This window comes from Teredinibacter franksiae (assembly GCF_014218805.1).
GTDB classification, from domain to species: domain Bacteria; phylum Pseudomonadota; class Gammaproteobacteria; order Pseudomonadales; family Cellvibrionaceae; genus Teredinibacter; species Teredinibacter franksiae.
In genome coordinates this window covers 3,930,464-3,947,176 of sequence record NZ_JACJUV010000001.1, presented here as the reverse complement: position 1 = coordinate 3,947,176, position 16,713 = coordinate 3,930,464, and the positions used below count along the sequence as shown (strand labels likewise).

General features: G+C 47.2%; 14 protein-coding genes. 2 read left to right on the top strand and 12 right to left on the bottom strand.

Annotated elements, in window-relative coordinates:
• Positions 1-184 precede the first annotated feature (184 nt).
• The 4 genes from H5336_RS16515 to ectA all read right to left on the bottom strand — a co-directional run bounded on the left by H5336_RS16515 (position 185) and on the right by ectA (position 4,130).
• Positions 185-1,591 carry a sodium/proline symporter gene (locus tag H5336_RS16515; protein WP_185235336.1) on the bottom strand — a complete coding sequence of 469 codons (1,407 nt, stop codon included), beginning with the start codon at positions 1,589-1,591 and terminating at the stop codon, positions 185-187.
• A gap of 109 nt (positions 1,592-1,700) precedes the next feature.
• Complete coding sequence (locus H5336_RS16510; RefSeq protein WP_185235335.1) at positions 1,701-2,105, bottom strand: ectoine synthase; 405 nt, start codon at positions 2,103-2,105, stop codon at positions 1,701-1,703.
• A 217-nt stretch (positions 2,106-2,322) separates the two neighbouring features.
• Positions 2,323-3,615 carry a diaminobutyrate--2-oxoglutarate transaminase gene (ectB, locus tag H5336_RS16505; protein ID WP_185235334.1) on the bottom strand — a complete coding sequence of 431 codons (1,293 nt, stop codon included), beginning with the start codon at positions 3,613-3,615 and terminating at the stop codon, positions 2,323-2,325.
• Complete coding sequence (gene ectA, locus H5336_RS16500; protein WP_185235333.1) at positions 3,612-4,130, bottom strand: diaminobutyrate acetyltransferase; 519 nt, start codon at positions 4,128-4,130, stop codon at positions 3,612-3,614. Before ectA ends, ectB begins: the two co-directional genes overlap by 4 nt.
• 448 nt (positions 4,131-4,578) lie before the next feature.
• Between ectA and H5336_RS16495 the strand changes: the two genes are divergently transcribed.
• Entirely contained in the window at positions 4,579-5,112 is a 534-nt protein-coding gene (locus H5336_RS16495; protein ID WP_221628076.1) for a MarR family winged helix-turn-helix transcriptional regulator, read from the top strand.
• Between the two features lie 224 nt (positions 5,113-5,336).
• On the opposite strand, the gene H5336_RS16490 is transcribed toward H5336_RS16495, so the two are convergent.
• The 5 genes from H5336_RS16490 to H5336_RS16470 are packed head-to-tail and all read right to left on the bottom strand — an operon-like array spanning position 5,337 to position 10,717.
• Positions 5,337-6,653 (bottom strand): PQQ-dependent sugar dehydrogenase, encoded by a 1,317-nt coding sequence (locus H5336_RS16490; protein ID WP_185235331.1) that lies wholly within the window; start codon positions 6,651-6,653, stop codon positions 5,337-5,339.
• On the bottom strand, positions 6,653-6,907 hold the full coding sequence (locus tag H5336_RS16485; RefSeq protein ID WP_185235330.1) for a hypothetical protein: 255 nt from the start codon (positions 6,905-6,907) through the stop codon (positions 6,653-6,655). The genes H5336_RS16490 and H5336_RS16485 overlap by 1 nt, the downstream gene beginning before the upstream one ends.
• Before the next feature lie 10 nt (positions 6,908-6,917).
• Positions 6,918-7,475, bottom strand: coding sequence for an MntP/YtaF family protein (locus tag H5336_RS16480; protein ID WP_185235329.1), 558 nt, complete (start codon positions 7,473-7,475; stop codon positions 6,918-6,920).
• Between the two features lie 2 nt (positions 7,476-7,477).
• Positions 7,478-9,163 carry an outer membrane protein assembly factor BamB family protein gene (locus tag H5336_RS16475; protein WP_185235328.1) on the bottom strand — a complete coding sequence of 562 codons (1,686 nt, stop codon included), beginning with the start codon at positions 9,161-9,163 and terminating at the stop codon, positions 7,478-7,480.
• A gap of 60 nt (positions 9,164-9,223) precedes the next feature.
• Positions 9,224-10,717 (bottom strand): hypothetical protein, encoded by a 1,494-nt coding sequence (locus H5336_RS16470; RefSeq protein WP_185235327.1) that lies wholly within the window; start codon positions 10,715-10,717, stop codon positions 9,224-9,226.
• Between the two features lie 415 nt (positions 10,718-11,132).
• Between H5336_RS16470 and H5336_RS16465 the strand changes: the two genes are divergently transcribed.
• Complete coding sequence (locus tag H5336_RS16465) at positions 11,133-11,828, top strand: haloacid dehalogenase type II (protein WP_185235326.1); 696 nt, start codon at positions 11,133-11,135, stop codon at positions 11,826-11,828.
• A gap of 259 nt (positions 11,829-12,087) precedes the next feature.
• Here the strand turns inward: H5336_RS16465 and H5336_RS16460 are convergent, their stop codons facing one another.
• From H5336_RS16460 to H5336_RS16450, 3 genes are all read right to left on the bottom strand, one after another.
• Positions 12,088-13,359: a PepSY-associated TM helix domain-containing protein gene (locus H5336_RS16460; RefSeq protein WP_185235325.1), complete on the bottom strand. Its 1,272-nt coding sequence runs from the start codon at positions 13,357-13,359 to the stop codon at positions 12,088-12,090.
• Positions 13,356-15,650 carry a TonB-dependent receptor gene (locus H5336_RS16455; protein WP_313557521.1) on the bottom strand — a complete coding sequence of 765 codons (2,295 nt, stop codon included), beginning with the start codon at positions 15,648-15,650 and terminating at the stop codon, positions 13,356-13,358. Before H5336_RS16455 ends, H5336_RS16460 begins: the two co-directional genes overlap by 4 nt.
• A gap of 245 nt (positions 15,651-15,895) precedes the next feature.
• Complete coding sequence (locus tag H5336_RS16450; protein ID WP_185235324.1) at positions 15,896-16,678, bottom strand: helix-turn-helix domain-containing protein; 783 nt, start codon at positions 16,676-16,678, stop codon at positions 15,896-15,898.
• Positions 16,679-16,713 lie beyond the last annotated feature (35 nt).

Genomic DNA, 16,713 nt, shown 5'->3' with positions numbered 1-16,713 from the left:
GCGGTGGGGATCAGGTTGCCAGAACCGCCGAGAAGAATAGAATGAAAATGGCTTTATAGCAATTTACATGCCTCGAAAAGGCTCCGCAGCCAAATAACTGAAGTAAGCGATAATATCGAACTCCAGCGTTTACTTGCGGACCACTCCATCAAGCCTTTAAAACTGCCGAAGCGCAAAAAAATTGCTAAGATTTTATGCTACCCCTCACTAACAAAGGATACAAATACAGAACACTTGTACCCACTACAATGCCTGGTAAGCCCTCATACACCATTCCATGCAAACCGAGCAGCCGCCACGAAAGCGCAACAGCAAAACCCGTAATTATGGCGACGATGCTTGCCATTTGCGAAGGCCGCTTCCCCAAACATAGAAATAACAGCAGTGGCGCGAAGGCGCTGGCCAAGCCCGACCAGGCCATAATGACCATACTAAATACGCTTTGATTGTTTGAGAGTGCCAGCAAGAGAGCCACGCCGGTAATCAATAACGTGGTAAGTTTTAGCAACCGGGTGCGCTCAATATTATGGGGCAGTATATCGTGGGTAATCGCTGCCGAGCAGTTGAGCACAAGCGAATCGGCGGTGGACATCGTTGCAGCAAAAATACCAGCAAGTATTAAGCCGACAAAAACGGGAGGCAGTAACTCCAGAGCCATGGTGGGTAAAGCCAACTCTGCATCAAACGCCCCTGTATCTGACAAATAAATGCGTGCAAGCAGGCCTACACCTGTAGCCATGCAGTAAAAAACCGAAAACCATAGGTAGTACCATAATTTTGCCTGACGCATATTTGACGAGTCGTTTAAGGCCATAAAGCGCACCATAATATGGGGCTGCCCTATTACCGAGAATCCAGCAAACAACCAACTCAAAATAAACAACCCGCCGCCAAGCCACCCAGGTAATACCAGATCTTTTGGCAGCCAGTCCATAAATCCTTCTACCGCGTGCATTTGTTCGATCGCGCTGGACGCACCGCCCAAATTGACTACCGCCACAACTAACAGCATGCCCATAGCAATAATCATAACAATAGATTGGGCCGCATCGGTCCATATGGATGCGCGAATACCACCAGCATAACAATAAAGGCTGACCAGAATGGCCCCCGCAACCGAGCCAGCCCATAGCGGCCAACCCAAAAGCACATGCAAGGCTTTACCGCCTGCGACTAACTGCGCAGCGGCATAGGTCAATAGTAAAAGCAGAGAGACTAAACCAATTAAACGCTGAAGCGCCGTAAAATTTTGCCCATACCAATGACTGAGCACACCGGCATAACTGATTTCACCGCTTCTCTCGGTTGCTTGGCGCAAACGGTTGTGAACAAACAGTGATGCCACAAAATCGCCGGTAATCCAACCAACCATAAGCCAGATGGAAGCCAAGCCCGTTGCGTAGGTATAACCGATAACACCAATAAACATGTAGCCACTATTGTTCGTAGCAACCGCCGACAACCCAACTAACCAGGGGTGTACATTACCGCTGGCAAGGTAGTAATCTTCCTTTGTGCCTCGGCTACGCCATAGAGACGCCAAGCCAATACAGGTAAAACACAGTAAAAAACCAACGAACGAATAGACCATAAGGGGGTTCCAATATGCGAAACCACCCGGCTGTGCTGGCGGGTGGTGAGCAGTCGTTAATTGAACGAAAATGTGATTATAATTATAGCGCTCAAAAGTAAAAGGGATTTTACTCCGCTATGCCCTCGGCCTCTAACGCGTAAGCGCCTTCTGCATTATGAGTTTCTTTGCCGTTAAGCGGCGGATTAAAAACACAAGCCATGGTCATTTCTTTATGGGCACGCAGGATGTGCTTGTCATGCTTATCCAAAATGTAAACTGTCCCCGGATTAATGGGGTATTTTTTCCCATCCGCCAATGTTTCTACTTCGCCTTCCCCAGCAATACAGTACACCGACTCTAGATGGTTCTGATAATGCATTTGAAAATCAGCGCCTTCGTATATGGTCGTGATGTGAAAAGAGAAGCCCATTTGATCTTCTTTAAGAAGCAAACGCGTGCTTTCCCAATTACCATCAGGGGACACTATTCTTCGCTTAGTTTGGTTTGCATCGGATAAATTACGAACGATCATCACATTGCCTTACTGTTACAATTTCTCTGTTTTTTTAAGGGTTCTATACGTCGAAAAACAGGGTGTGGCCGCCCGCTCTAATAGCGAAGCCACCCCCCTGTTTTTTACTTTTATGGTTGAGTTTAACTTATTCGCTGGCCACAATAAACTGCCCGAAACGTGCCTTTCACCCGGCATACAGTAGCACTAAAGCGCGGATTCTATGCCCACTAAGGGCCTAGCTGGCTTCGAAATAGACACACTCTTCAGGAATATCTTCTTTGGCACACACCATTCGAATAGCTTCCTCGACGATATCAATACCTTTTTTCAGGTTTTCATCGGTAACCACTAAAGGACACAAAAATTTAACCACGTGATCATCGGCGCCGCTGGTTTCTATAATCAAACCTTTCTTAAACGCGCTACGGGTAATTTGCCCAGCTATTTCTCCGTTAACGCAATTAATACCTTGAAACATGCCGCGCCCCTTAGCGGTGAAGTTACCTTCGCCATACTTACCAACAATGGCTTCAAGGCGCTCGGAAACATAGCGCCCTTTGCGCTTAACCTCCTCCGAAAAGGAATCGTTCGCCCAATATTGTTCGATTGCCGCTTTTGCCGTAACAAAGGCGAGGTTGTTACCCCGAAAAGTACCGTTGTGCTCGCCGGGCTTCCATTGGTCCAACTCTGGCTTCATTAGCACCACGGCAAAGGGTAAACCGTAGCCACCAAGTGATTTAGACAAGGTTATGATATCGGGTTCGATACCCGCTTCTTCAAAACTGAAATAGTCTCCCGTACGACCGCAGCCGGCCTGAATATCATCAACAATCAATAGGATTTTATGCTTTCGGCATACCGTCTGAAGGTTTTGCAGCCATTCGATGCTGGCCACATTAATACCGCCTTCGCCTTGCACGGTTTCCACAATGACGGCCGCAGGGGAATTAATGCCACTACTTGAATCGGAAAGTACTTTGTCGAGGTATTCCGTGGTGTCGATACTGTCGCCCAAATACCCGTCGTATGGCATACGGTGGGTACCGGTTAAGCTAACGCCAGCGGCATCCCTGTGGTGAGAGTTCCCTGTTGCCGCCAGAGAACCGAGACTGACCCCATGAAAACCATTGGTGAAGGTAACAATGTTCTGCTGCCCGGTGACGTTGCGTGCAATTTTCATGGCCGCTTCAACAGCGTTGGTTCCGGTTGGCCCGGTAAACTGTACAACATATTCCATGCTACGAGGCTTGAGGATATTGTCGTTAAAGGCCTGTAAGAACTCGCCCTTAGCCTTGGTGTGCAGATCTAAACCGTGAGTAATACCATCGTTTTCAATATATTTTATTAACGCCTGCTTAAATAACGGGTTGTTATGGCCGTAATTTAAGGTTCCCGCACCGGCAAGAAAGTCTAAATACTGCTGCCCGTCTTCATCCCACATAAACTCACCTTGAGCACGATTAAAAACACGCGGGAATGCGCGGGCATAGCTTTGCACTTCCGATTCGATTTCATCAAAAATTTTCATGGTAAGTCTCTTGTTTGAGCGAGATTAAAAGGGCCAATACGAACCAACAATTCTGAGTCATGCTGGTTGTCAAAATGTACTTGTTTGTCCAGCCATGTTGCGGACTGAATATTTGCACCCAACTTTTTCGCCAGGCTTTTAAACAGGCCCCAGGAGGGCTTGTTGTCTTGTGTAATGGTTGTTTCTATAAAGCTAATACCGCCACACTCAGGGCGATGCAGTATGTGCTTTAACATCTGAGAGGAAAGCCCGAGCCCGCGCGCGGGCTGGTCTATGGCTACTTGCCAGATAAACAGGGTATCTAGACGCTCTGGCACTATGTACCCCGATGTGAACCCTACTAGGTTCCCGTCTAGGTGCGCCGCAACAGACGTGTTAAAAAAATGCCCGCACTGAAGAAAATTACAATAACTGGAGTTGGTATCGAGCGGTGGGCAACGCTGAATCAACCGGAATACGGCGATACCGTCCTCGAGTACCGGTACTCTAAGGTCAATATTTTGAGAAGAAGGCAAAGAATCCCCCACAAATAGACATATTAATTAGTTCTCTAAGAATAATTAGGGCATAAGAAATGGTGTTTTTTACGATTTTTAGTAAAAAATTGCTTTGATACTGCCAGGATAATATTTTGAACACTAAACATAGTACACTAAAGAATACTTTATCTCCATGCTGTAGCTAACAATCACAATATGTAGCGGCGGTTTCTAGGAAATATGATGACTCAGCCTGCCGCTGAGCATAAGAAGTAGAGGTGTTACAGGGCAGTAGATCAACGTGAGAAAGCCGACACCCGCGCAGCACCCAATATAACAAGCTAAGGCTATGGCACTGTGGACGAGGATTGCCGATATGAGCCGTTATAGGCATAGCGGCAGTATTGAAACAAATAGTTTGTTTAGAACTCCAATTAGTCCAATATATGATCCACTTTTTAGATCACTACACCGGGAATCGCTTTTGACTAGTATTGAAGAAGTTTTGGTTGCTCTGAGACGCGTTATTAGAGCCACTGACTTGCATTCCAAACACTTGGCTAAAACCACGGGGCTTACAGCACCTCAAATTCTGCTGCTACAAACCATTCGAGACAAAGGCGAAGTGACCATTGGCGAGCTTGCCAATGAAATTAGCCTAAGCCAAGCCACGGTTACCACCATACTCGACCGGCTGGAAAAGCGTGAACTCGTGTATCGAGTGCGGTCAAAAGAAGACAAACGAAAAGTGCACGCCTATCTTACCGACCAAGCAGCAGAGACACTAAAAGAAGCGCCCATTCCATTGCAGGAACATTTCACCCGTCAATTCGGCGATTTACAACAGTGGGAAAAAACTATGATAATTTCTTCACTGCAGCGCATAGCCCAAATGATGGATGCGCAACATATTGATGCGTCCCCCGTGCTAGATATCGGCATACTCGACCGCCAAACTACGGCCATCGACAATCCAGACGCATTTCCTGAGCGACTGAAGGGCACGCCTAACAATTGATTTTAGCCTTTGTGCGACCTTGTGTGCGATTCATAGAGGGCTCGTGAAGGCAAATTAAAAAGCATTCGCCATAGGGCCCGCTATTAATTGAGGCGAATCAGGTTCCCATAATGCCTGAGTCGCTTGAGATAAAAGCCGTTGTATTTTTTAACGAAGGAACCGGAAAGAAAAACCTTAACTCCAGTATCTTAATTTAAGACTATGGCTTTCAAGTGGGCGCTTAACTAAAATAACTCTTCTGCTTGATCACCAAATACTGGCGCTTCAATTTTATACAACACACCGCTTCCAGCCGTTGTATCTAGCTCTGCGGGAGAGCGCATTTCGTAGTGACCGAAATCTAAAACATACAAGCTGTTATCTGGCCCAAAGCACACATCGATGGGCCGACTAAACGTATGACCGAGCAATATTTCTTTTTTGCCGGTTGCCATATCTAACCGCCCCACACATCGACCAGCACGCGGGCCAGGCGGCCCCGTTACAGGAAGTTTATCGCCAAACATCGCCAACACAATGCGATTAGCGTTCGGTTCAAAACAGAATTTGGTTGGTGCAGCGTGCTTTACAAATGTATGCAGGGGTTTTGCGGGCGCACCTAATTGTTCGTGGTTACCCAGTAAAAAACTGGGCGTTTGCCCCGCAAGTGGTCCGCGCTGAGGCTTATAGTCTTTCGCTGTTACCGGTATGCCCGCCGCAAAGTCTGGCCAGCCATACCACTGCTTTTGTTTTACCTGATAAAGACAATCTGGCACATTCCCAATGGGCCGGCTTCCACGGTCATTAATGCCAATATCTATCGCAATAAGATCGCCCTGGCGATTAAAACTTATCCCATACGGATTGCGTAAACCCCAAGCGACCAGCTCTAACGCCGAACCATCTGGCCGGCAACGCATAATTGCGGCGGTGCAGGGTAACGCACCTTTAATGGTCTGCCCTGCCCTACCTTCAATACCGTATTCCTGGAACGCGCCAGTGCTCACCTCTTCATTTTCGGAGCGGCCATTCCAACCACTAAGCGAAATGTCACAACCGGGTATATCACAAGGATGGCGCACTTCTTTTAGCCACGGCATCATTGCGCTATCGGGCCCAACGACACCACTGTTGGTTAAAGCTCCCTGACCAAAGTAGAGCCAACCATCATCGCCCATAATCGCCATATTGGTGTGGTAATTTCCACCACCGGGCAGGTTATCAATTACAGTTTCACGCTGAAGAGTATTTATATCTACGACAGAGATTCGGCCTGGGTTACCACCTTCCGATATATACAGGTCATTTTCGTATACGGAAAGCCCGTTCACCGGTGGGCGTAGGTTTTCAACAATACAGCGGCGTGTACCATTTTCTAATATCTGAAATACTCGACCTCCAGTGGGAGCAGAGCCAAAAGCTAAGCCGCTCTCTGCTACATAAAGCCTACCGCTGGAATCAAATACAATGCTTGTTGGAATATTTAAGTCGCTTACCACGACCAACTGCGCCGAACCGGGCAGCCCGGCAGACCGCGCAAGGATCTCATTGTTTACTGACATTAAGCCGGGCACCCCGCAGAAACCCATTCATTGTAGGTGGCAAGAAAATCGCCACTTAAAGGCGGGAAATTAGCCGGTGGCATTTGCGGTGGCTGAACCTCCCCGGAATTGTCGGTAGATGGGTTAATCAGGCTTTGAATCAACTTAGCGTTTCCAGAAACCGCTTTGTAATCCGTTAAGTCGAATCGCCACATCATACGCTCTTGATACTGTTGAAATATGGGTTTTATGTCTGTTGCAAAGCTAAGAGCCATAGTGTATTCCTTAGGCTAACTCGCCAATAATTACGACCAACGCTACGCCCGCCAAACAAAACGCGCTCAGCAGGCCAGGCTTTTTATTGGCCATGAAGGTATGTGTTTTTATCCATTCACCAAGAACCAAACCCACTCCGCAGGTAATAACAGAAATGGCGCCCATGACCAAAACCATAATACCAGAGGCATAGAAAGCAGCGCCCGCCAACAAGTTATCCAGCCCTAACAGGAACGGTAAAAAATAGATTAGATAAACATGATTTGATTTTGAGGTAGCCAAACGGCTGAAAAACCTACTGTAACGTACGACGAACAGCACCAACAATACGGCTATAGTGAGACCCAATATTTCAATAGCTTCGATAAGCGGCGCAAACGCAACAAGGCGCTCGGCGGCCACTAGTCCCACCAAGGGCAGACACACTTCCGCAACAAAATATAACGCCATTAAAGTTACTTTCTTTTTTTTCGAAAGCGATAGCTCCCCCAAGCCTGCGGATACGAAAAAATTATCTAGCCCTAACAGAATACCCATCACTAGTATTTTTAGTGTGAAGAGTTCCATTTTTATTTCCCTCCATCCAGCTGAAATATTTGTAATATCCCACCGTCGCTGCCATAAATAAGGCTGCCGACCACCACGTAATCCCCTGATACAGCCGGACCTAGGCAGTAACCATAACCGCCGTTAAAGCCACCGGTTTGGTCACCAATATCGGTAGACCACAACGGTGTACCATCCGCAACACTAAACGCATATAAGGCAATTTTTGAAGTGGAACAAAAAACCACATCATTCACAACCGCAGGAGATGATAAACCCGATTCCGCAACAGTTTGATACATGGGGGGCGAGGGTTTTACGTAGCGTTTAGGGTCTTCGTTACTGAGTTCCCACGCGTCATCTAATGTGTTCCAATCGAGCGCACGCATAAAGGGGGTAGTCTTGTAGTCGATGCCGGGCGCAACGTAGTGGTAATTATTGCCCCCTACGCCAACGAATATTCTTTGCGTACCCGGGTGAATGGCTGGTGTTGAGTAGGTGCCATAAAAATTTTCTGCCGGATGCTTATTCGATTCTTCGTTAGAAATTACCGGATTGGGGTTGGTAGCCGTATCGGGGCCGTGAGGATCTACCGTTGGAATTTGATCGCCATTGTTCATGTAGGGCAATAATTGGCGATAACCAACGACCGGCTCCATAGTATCGGCATCTACGATAAACAGTGCTCCATTTTTACAGGCCGCCGCAACCACCTTTTGGCCGTTGCGGGTAAACACAACCGGAGCCGCGCCAAAATCCACATCAATATCGGAGGGGCGGTAGCTACTTTTGGCGTCTGCCTGATAAAAACCTCGGTACTCACCAGTAATAGCATCTAACGACAATATGCCGTAAGACCAACCCACTGCGGGCAAACCATTATCGATAGGTGTGGGGTTGCCGGTAGTGGCGTAAATTCGTTTTAAATCTTCATCGTAAGAAATGGCTGTCCACACGGAGCACCCAAGTGTAACAGGTGCGCCCTCGAAAATTGTGTAGCCAGAGGGCACTCCACTCGGCACTACCGCGCGCGGCAATTGATTAACCGGATTTGGCTGACTGCCTTCATACTGGTTAGTGCAATAAACCCAAACAACATTTCCCGTTGCACTATCTAAGCAAAAAATAAAAGCATACAGGTTTGGATTTTCCCCCTCACCTATCCCCACATATATCCGCCCATTCACTACGAGCGGTGACGACCAACCTTCGGCTTTGGGAGATTCGCCATTATCGTTATTAATAGGTTGATTGTGTGCGCTGTCGGTATTACGCAAGTTCACCACCCACACCTGAGTTAAATCGTCGGCATTCAAACAATATACACAGCCATTAAAGGCACTGAAGTAAACAAAACCATCGACAACTGCAGGTGTACAACCCATTCCGCAAAAGCCATGGGTATCGCCTTCATCCGCATCGGTTGGCCAAAAAAAAGTATGGGTAATCTCTCCACTGCTTAGCGCTATTTTATGGAGATAACCGCCATCATCGGTACTATTACCTGCTTGCGGGGTTACACTATTGGCGGTACCCACATACACATAACCACCGGCAATAGCCGGGGTTGATAATATGGGGCCGCCCAACTGTAGGGCCGCTGTTTTTTTGAGCGTATTCACATTAGCTGCCGTTATTTTCGAACCTGGAATATTGCCGGTACGCCCTAAGTCACCGTGAAACGTCCACCAGTCATTTTCTTGAGCCATAGTGTGCTCTACTCTTTGTTTGTAATAGTTTTAAATTAACCCAGAAAAAACAACTTCCGTTTAGTGGGCACGATTTTGTAATACCCAACTGTAATCCGATTTACCGGCGTCGTAATGGCAGCTCATACAGCTATTTCCGCCCAAGGGTGCACCGTCTGTCGGTGTTTGAACATAGGTTTCCATAACCGTATTTGTTGCACCATCAACGGGAAAAGGCTGGCCGCTGTCTGCAGGGTATTGCGCGCATCCCTGCAGCGTTGCACAGCCCGTTCCTTTAACCCGAAAATCTTCTGGGTTAGTGGGCCATTGGGTGATAATTAATTGGTAGTACGCCAGCGGTGACGGCTGCGCTAGTTGTACCAACAAGCTTTGATAAAGCCTATTAATATCAACCGTGGATGCTCCTGCAGGTGTCGTAGGAATTTCATTAACGCGGCTGACCTGCACAGGCTTAAGTTGATCGGGACTTAACAACGGCGGCACTAATGCCGGATGATAATCCCAACCATTGGCAGAATTGGGCTTTCCTGAATTGTTAAATGAAGCTGTAGTTCCAGGGGCCGCGCCATGGCCCGGCGCCAAATTATCCACCTGCTCAAAGCTAGACCATATCCACTGTGGAAATTGTTTAAGCTTTTGCACAATGTGCATACCCACCAACCCCATCGTGGCGGGAATACAGGCATCGGCTGCAGGATTAAGAATTTGCGCCTGCACGGTTTGGTAACGCGTTAAATCATCTTTGGCGGTCATTACTCGCCATGTCGCCTTCACCATTAATGCACCCTCGGTAGACGGATCGGCGCTCTCTGGCATATCAATGGGCTGCCCAGCAGCTAAATTAACGGCAAGGTAGAATTTATTCATTAATATGAAGTTATACATCGCCTCATTAAACCGCACCTCACTCCAGGTGTAGTTGCTGTTTTGATCCACCAATGGAAACGAAAAGGCTTCGTTAATTTCGTCTAATAACGTGCCACTTTTACCAACCATTACAAACGTTTTATTACCTGCGTGATCGGTAGAATCACTGGCACTTTCTGGACAGGGTGAAACAGGCACATCGTAAGAACTCCAAGGCGTAGGCGTGGAATCACCCTGGCCAAACAACTCAAACGCTTCTTTGTAGGAACTGAACACCGGTGTTGATCCCGCAGGCGGATTGATAAGCGTGCTGGGGTCCAGCGGACTTACTGGCTCACCACGGTTGCTAAGTAACGACGGCCACTGCATGGCTAAAAAAGATTGCCAGGAAAAAACATCAAACCAAGGCCGTGCCTGCTCGGGAGTAATAGAGGATGGAACATTAACACTTAAGGGTAATACGCCGTTTATACCAAACTGTATAGCAGACGGTAGCGATGGGGCATACTGGGCTAGATTTTTTTCCCTCGCATTATTGGTAAGAAGGTTATTCTCAGAATGAGCATGGGGTGTTACTTCCGCATTAGTCATTCGAACGCTTGTTTTAACGTCAGCCGTATTTGTATCACATGAGACAACAAAAACAATCAGCGACAACCACAGAAACCTTCGTTTATTTTTTGCCATATCACGCCCCTAAGGAAAATACTATTATGTTATTTTGGCTTTATATAGTAGGACTAAAACTAGCACGATTTATAATTACCCACTAGGGTAATTAATTTTTTGTCATCGAAATTCTTTAATTGGTTTTCATTTAACCTTTTAATGCTTATCGACAAAGCGTTGAATACACCGCAGCAACGCAGTACTTGGCATTATCTTACTAAGCTGTTTTTGGCGCCCACTTTAAATGTTTGATACCAAGATGCCGATACAGAAGGCTGCTGCTCCCACAGAAAGTCCGAGTAATTTCGCGGCGCCTCACCATAAGTGCCAATATTCTAATGTACCCATTATTTATTAACGTGTGGATCTAATCCGAACGGATCAGTAATCTATGAGCTATCTACCTAGCAGGAAAAAAATAGGAATAGTGCCCATGTCGCGAAACACCGTGCTCTTTGACGTTAACGAAACCGTGCTTGATATTGGCACACTAAAGCCCATATTCAAGGCTGTATTTGGAGAAGAGTCAGCCGCAGCCACATGGTTTTCGATGTTGTTGCACTCAACGACCGTTTGCGCACTAACCCACGTAAAAACTCGCTTCGCAACTGTAGCCGGCATCATGTTGCACACCCTCGCGGCTCGCCGGGGTATTTTGCTTTCCGATGACACGCAACACGAAATTCTAAATAATTTCGCTAACTTACCGCCCCACAAGGATATTAAACCTTCTTTAAATAAACTTCGGTTGGCAGGTTACAGAACGGTGGCATTCTCGAACTCGTCAACTGAACTCATGGGCAAGCAGATCGATAACGCCGGGTTAACGAATAATTTCGATCAACTTATTTCGGTTGAAGATACCGGCAGTTTTAAACCAGCTACCGAGGCGTATTCGTTTGTTGCACACCACCTTCGCCAACCCATACAGGACTTACGCCTAGTGGCAACTCACGACTGGGATACCCATGGTGCTTTATGTGCGGGGATGAAGGCGGCCTATTTGGACCGGTCAGGCGCGCCCTATCATGCCTGTTACCGAAAACCAGACATTGTCGCAAAAAACATGAATGATATCGTTGCAAAAATTATTGCCATGAACGGCGAAAGCCAAGAAACCTCGGATTAGCTTGTGGGTACTTTAAACTGCTACACGCAAGAATCAGACACCTTTACCAATTGATTTTAGCTTTTCTGCACCCTGTGGGGCTTTAAGTGCGATTCATGCACGACGTTACATTTTTCACTAGGCCATACGCCCATCTGCATATTTTACTTGCACATAAGCCGTACCCAAAGCCAGAGGACAAAAGCCATTAAAAGAGATGTCCTGTAATATGCCTATAAAATTAAGCTGAACCCCTTCGCTATTGCCCAGCGAGTGCCTGTCACACCAAACCCAGCCAGCGTCGGCTGGCTTCTATTCTTCGCAGCAGCCCCCATTCCAATATAAGTAATGCTATAAGTGAAGCAGCCAATACTGGCAGTAGCAATGCGAGAGTAAATAAAATAACCCAAAGCCCAAGACGTTTAGAACCCGAGAGCACAGGCGGAGCACCAAGCTCTCCGCGAGGGCGACGACGCCACCAAAGAACGCTGCCACTCACACACAATACGATTAAACCCGTACCGGTAAGCAAACCTAAAATAAGATTCGCAACCCCAAACAACTGGCCTTCGTGTGCGGCAATACCAACACCTACAATACGGTCTAGCAGTGCTTTTTCGCTAAAACTTTTACGCTTACTCAAGTGGCCACTGGCCTCTACCCAAAGGTCTGCTCGTAACGGGCGATTTTGGGTTTGTGAACTGGCTTTCCACAACTGGCTTTGTTCATTTGCCACACTTAAAAAAACGGGGCTAGCAAGCTTCTGGTTTTTAACGGTAGACAATATTGCTTCGTTAAGCGCGTAATTTTCCACAGGCGGGCTCTGCCACGAAGGGCCGGAGCCGGTTTGCCAGCTTTGTTGTTGTGGCGGCGCGTCAGCTAGTTTACGTAGGTCTTTAAAAACACCTCCCCATACCGAGGTCCAAGGTAAACCACTAACCAATAAAAACAATACGAATGCAGAAATCCAAAAACCTGTTACTGCGTGTAAATCTCGCCAAAACAAGCGTTTTCCCGAACCAAAGCGCGGCCATAGCACCCCGCGTAATCGCCGCTCGCGAGGCCACCAAAGGTAGAGCCCACTGACCACCAGCAGAATAGCCCAGCAAGCTGCCAGCTCAACAAGAATAGAGCCAACCTTGCCAGCAAGAAGTTCACCGTGTATTTTTTTTACCAACGCCATCAGCCCCGAATTCTGTCTACGTATTTCGAGAAGTTCTAGCGTGTAAGGGTCGATATACACCAACCAGTGCTCACCGTTTTCAATACGTATCATTACCGCTTCGTGGTCAGCACTCGGTAAACGATAACTCACAAATCGGCCACCACCGACAACCGCAATTGCCGCGTCGATCTGTTCATTTGGTGACGCGCGCTCAGCGAGTATTTCACGGCCGTGCAGCGACTGCTCTTGCCAGTGTTCATAATAGGGCTTGAACAGGTAGGCCATGCCCGTTAGCGACAACAAAATAATAAATGGAATACAGTAGAGACCGGCGTAAAAATGCCAACGCCAAAGTGTTCGATACAATGATTTTACGTTGGTATTCATCGCTGATAACTCAAACTCATATACACCGTTCGCCCAGGCCAAGGGTGCGCAACATAAGCAATTTCGTTAGTTATGTTGTCAACACCCAATGCCCATTTAAGGCTCTTTGTTACCGCATATGCAGTGCGCACACCGATGCGTGTATAGCCATCCTGTGCGCCCATTACATTATTTTCGGTATCCAGGTTGTCGGGCCGACCAAAACTGTTTGATGCATACTGCACATTCGCACTTGCACTCCAATCGTCTGCTAGATGATAAGTGGCCATTACATTGCTACGCCAGTGGGGCATACGCGGATAGTCATTTCCCTCAATAGTTGCTGCCGGATTTTCGCCTTCGGCGGTGCTGTTATCGACAATGGTAGAATCGAGGTAGCTGAGATTAAAGCGTATATCAAGTGCGTCGCGCATAAAGCCATGCTGATTAACAATAAATTCAACACCGCTAGTATCCACTTGATCAATGGCAGAGAAGGTTCGAACCGTCCCGCCACCGGGCAAAATCGTAGACTGCGATTCAATCACATCACGAATACTCTCCTGAAACACATTTACCCGCAGGTAGCCGCCTTCGATGCTGCGCTCTAACATCAGATTGTGGTGTTTACCGTCTTCAGGCTTTAGTACCGGGTTGGCCTCGCTGACAGAATTATAGGCCTGGTATTGGCTGAATAGCTCCTCCACGATAGGGAAACGGTAAGCCTGGCCATAGGAATAACGGAACAACCAGCTTTCATTAGGCTGATAGGCCAAACTGAACTTGGGTGAGAATTTACTGTGCTCGGTACTGGGCACATCAACCAAATCGAACTCTGGAGTGCTTTCATCATTATCGCTGTAGTAACCGCTATGACTGCGCCAATCTTCGTAACGCAAACCTATGGCCGCACGCCACTGGGCATTGATATCCCAATTCAGCTGACTGAACAGCGCACCAATTTCTGCTTCGCCACCACTGCGGCTGCTATAGCCGTTATTCTCACCACTGTGCCACCGATCGGATTCAAATACCGACAGATGTAAACGATAGCGCTCGTATCGCCCGCCCGTAACTAGCGCTACCCCCTCCCCAAGCTGCGCATTCAACTTTACGTCAAAGGTTTGCCAACCGGTGTCATCAAAATCGGTGGCTTGACCATTACCCGTAAAATCACTTGCCGCCGGGTTGACTGCACTTACGTAAGTAATATCTTTAAGTATACGAAAATCACTGATATTACCTTCAACACTCACCGCTTCGCTAAGATTACCCCTTATGCGCAACCCGAGTGAGAGGCTCTGGCGATCTAGGTCCCTTGCGCTCAAACGACTGTTGCGAATATTTATACCCACATCATCTTGCACCACGCTGCCACCCCAAACGGGGCTGCCTTGGCTATCTGTTAAATAGCTATTAGCTTGATTACGCGAAGTATTCCGGTCCTCAAAAGCAATATTCAGCAAGCCACTCCAGTTGGCAAAGTCGTGACCGAGTCTAAATTTAATATTATCGGCACTGACTTTTTCCACCCCTGTATCACCAAAGTAGAGCACTTCGTTGCCGTAAATATCTTTGCCCGCTATAGCGCCTTGAACAGGCTTAGCGGTATCTGTTGGTTCGCGATTATCGTAGTAGTAACTCTGGGGCTGGCTGCTGTTTCGCAAACGGTTGTACGAGAGATAAAGACTGGTATCACCTATTTTGTCAGCAACAGAAATAAATGCCTTATTTCCAGCAACGTTATCGTCAAAGCCGTAGTCCGAAAAGCTCTGATTGAAGTAGTCGAGATCGATGTGCAATTCTCTTTTTTCGGGTATAGCGGTTTCGATCAGCACCACCCCACCCATTGAGTTACCGCTGAATTCGGCCGAAAAAGGCCCGTACAGAATTTCTACTTGGGCAATTTCGCTAGCACTGACCATCGTCCAGCGCGGCGCACCGTTCCAGCGTGACTGCAATAAATAGTGCAGCGGTACGCCGTCAGCGAATACCATTGAGCGAGAAGTGGCGAACATATTTGAGCCACGCAAACCCAAAGTACCATTTGAATCACCGATATAACGCCGGCGAATCACAATACTGGGCTCGTATTTCACCAGGTCTTCGGTGGTGGCCACGTTAATCGCCTGCATGTCCTCCTGTGTCAGCAGAGAGTTGGGACTTGTATAGCCCGCGCTAGCGGAATCTTGCGCCTTACCCCAAACATTCAGCTCTTCCATGTGAGTATTTTGCGCGGCAATTTGTGTCGGCTCTTCCGCCTGAGCCAGACTAAAAGCAAAGATAGCCAATAAAAAACTGTTGAATCTCACTGCGAATCGTCCCCATTATTATTTTAGGGCGACTTTATAGAAGCCAGGCGCACGGGCATAGTGACGGATTGTCGCAGGCAGCCCCTTGGGCTCACGGAGAGCGAAATTCCGGATGTAGATTAGGTAAATTACTTTTCGGGGCAAGGCATTCCACTATGGATGCTTTTTGCGGGGATCAACGAAGAACAGAATAACCACAAATAAACTAACAGGGCTTTGCACCCCAAAAACTTAAGCGACACTAGTTAGCTTTTAGCGCCAGCACTGATGCCAAACTTAGTCACCTTCTGACTCAGGGTACTTCTACCAATGCCCAGTATTTCTGAAGCATGCGTAATATTGCCCGAGGTTTTGGCCAACGTTTCTTCAATAATACGTGACTCCAGCTCAAGCAATGCCTGCTTTAAACCGTTTTCTGGGCAAGCGAGGTTGGTCGCAATAGCATAAACAGACTTATTTTCACGTGTTCTAGGGATAAAGCTAAGAAACACATATTGGTTTTTTTCCGTACTTGCAAAAAATAGAACCCAAATAGTTAAGCAGACGGTAACAGAAATAAAGCCCGAGGCGTTCACCTTTAAACCTAGTGCCATCAACAAAACAACCAATATTCCAATCACTGCCATTGGAGCGAAAGCAAACATATATGTTTTGGCAAGCGTTTTAGCTTCGCGCTGCTTGCTCGCGAGCATCATATACACTAGGACACTAATCAAGCCGACTAACGGAAGAAGTAGGCCTAGCTGAATAACCAAATAGAGAGGCCCAGGAACTCGTGTAACAGAATAACCAATACTTTGAACTCCAGCGATACCTGCGCCAGGGACTAGCAGCACTATTTCTACCAATATAAAAACAGCCGCTAAAGGGTATAACCACCACTTTGTTTCGATTGGAGTTGTAGATAGTACAAGCGCGAGCGTAGCGTAGGCCGCAACCAGTGCAAACACATAGTAAATTATGAGTGCCGCAAACCCATCACCATTTTTATTCACTACATGAAAAACACTCAACTCGCAAATATTCATTGCAATAAACGCAAAAGATAATACATAAACAAATG

What these genes read in the sequence shown, in the direction of transcription:
- H5336_RS16515 (WP_185235336.1), bottom strand. Translation starts at nt 1,591, where the DNA reads ATGGTCTATTCGTTCGTTGGTTTTTTACTGTGTTTTACCTGTATTGGC.
- H5336_RS16510 (WP_185235335.1), bottom strand. Translation starts at nt 2,105, where the DNA reads ATGATCGTTCGTAATTTATCCGATGCAAACCAAACTAAGCGAAGAATA.
- ectB (WP_185235334.1), bottom strand. Translation starts at nt 3,615, where the DNA reads ATGAAAATTTTTGATGAAATCGAATCGGAAGTGCAAAGCTATGCCCGC.
- H5336_RS16490 (WP_185235331.1), bottom strand. Translation starts at nt 6,653, where the DNA reads ATGTCAGTAAACAATGAGATCCTTGCGCGGTCTGCCGGGCTGCCCGGT.
- H5336_RS16485 (WP_185235330.1), bottom strand. Translation starts at nt 6,907, where the DNA reads ATGGCTCTTAGCTTTGCAACAGACATAAAACCCATATTTCAACAGTAT.
- H5336_RS16480 (WP_185235329.1), bottom strand. Translation starts at nt 7,475, where the DNA reads ATGGAACTCTTCACACTAAAAATACTAGTGATGGGTATTCTGTTAGGG.
- H5336_RS16475 (WP_185235328.1), bottom strand. Translation starts at nt 9,163, where the DNA reads ATGGCTCAAGAAAATGACTGGTGGACGTTTCACGGTGACTTAGGGCGT.
- H5336_RS16470 (WP_185235327.1), bottom strand. Translation starts at nt 10,717, where the DNA reads ATGGCAAAAAATAAACGAAGGTTTCTGTGGTTGTCGCTGATTGTTTTT.
- H5336_RS16465 (WP_185235326.1), top strand. Translation starts at nt 11,133, where the DNA reads ATGTCGCGAAACACCGTGCTCTTTGACGTTAACGAAACCGTGCTTGAT.
- H5336_RS16460 (WP_185235325.1), bottom strand. Translation starts at nt 13,359, where the DNA reads ATGAATACCAACGTAAAATCATTGTATCGAACACTTTGGCGTTGGCAT.
- H5336_RS16450 (WP_185235324.1), bottom strand. Translation starts at nt 16,678, where the DNA reads ATGAATATTTGCGAGTTGAGTGTTTTTCATGTAGTGAATAAAAATGGT.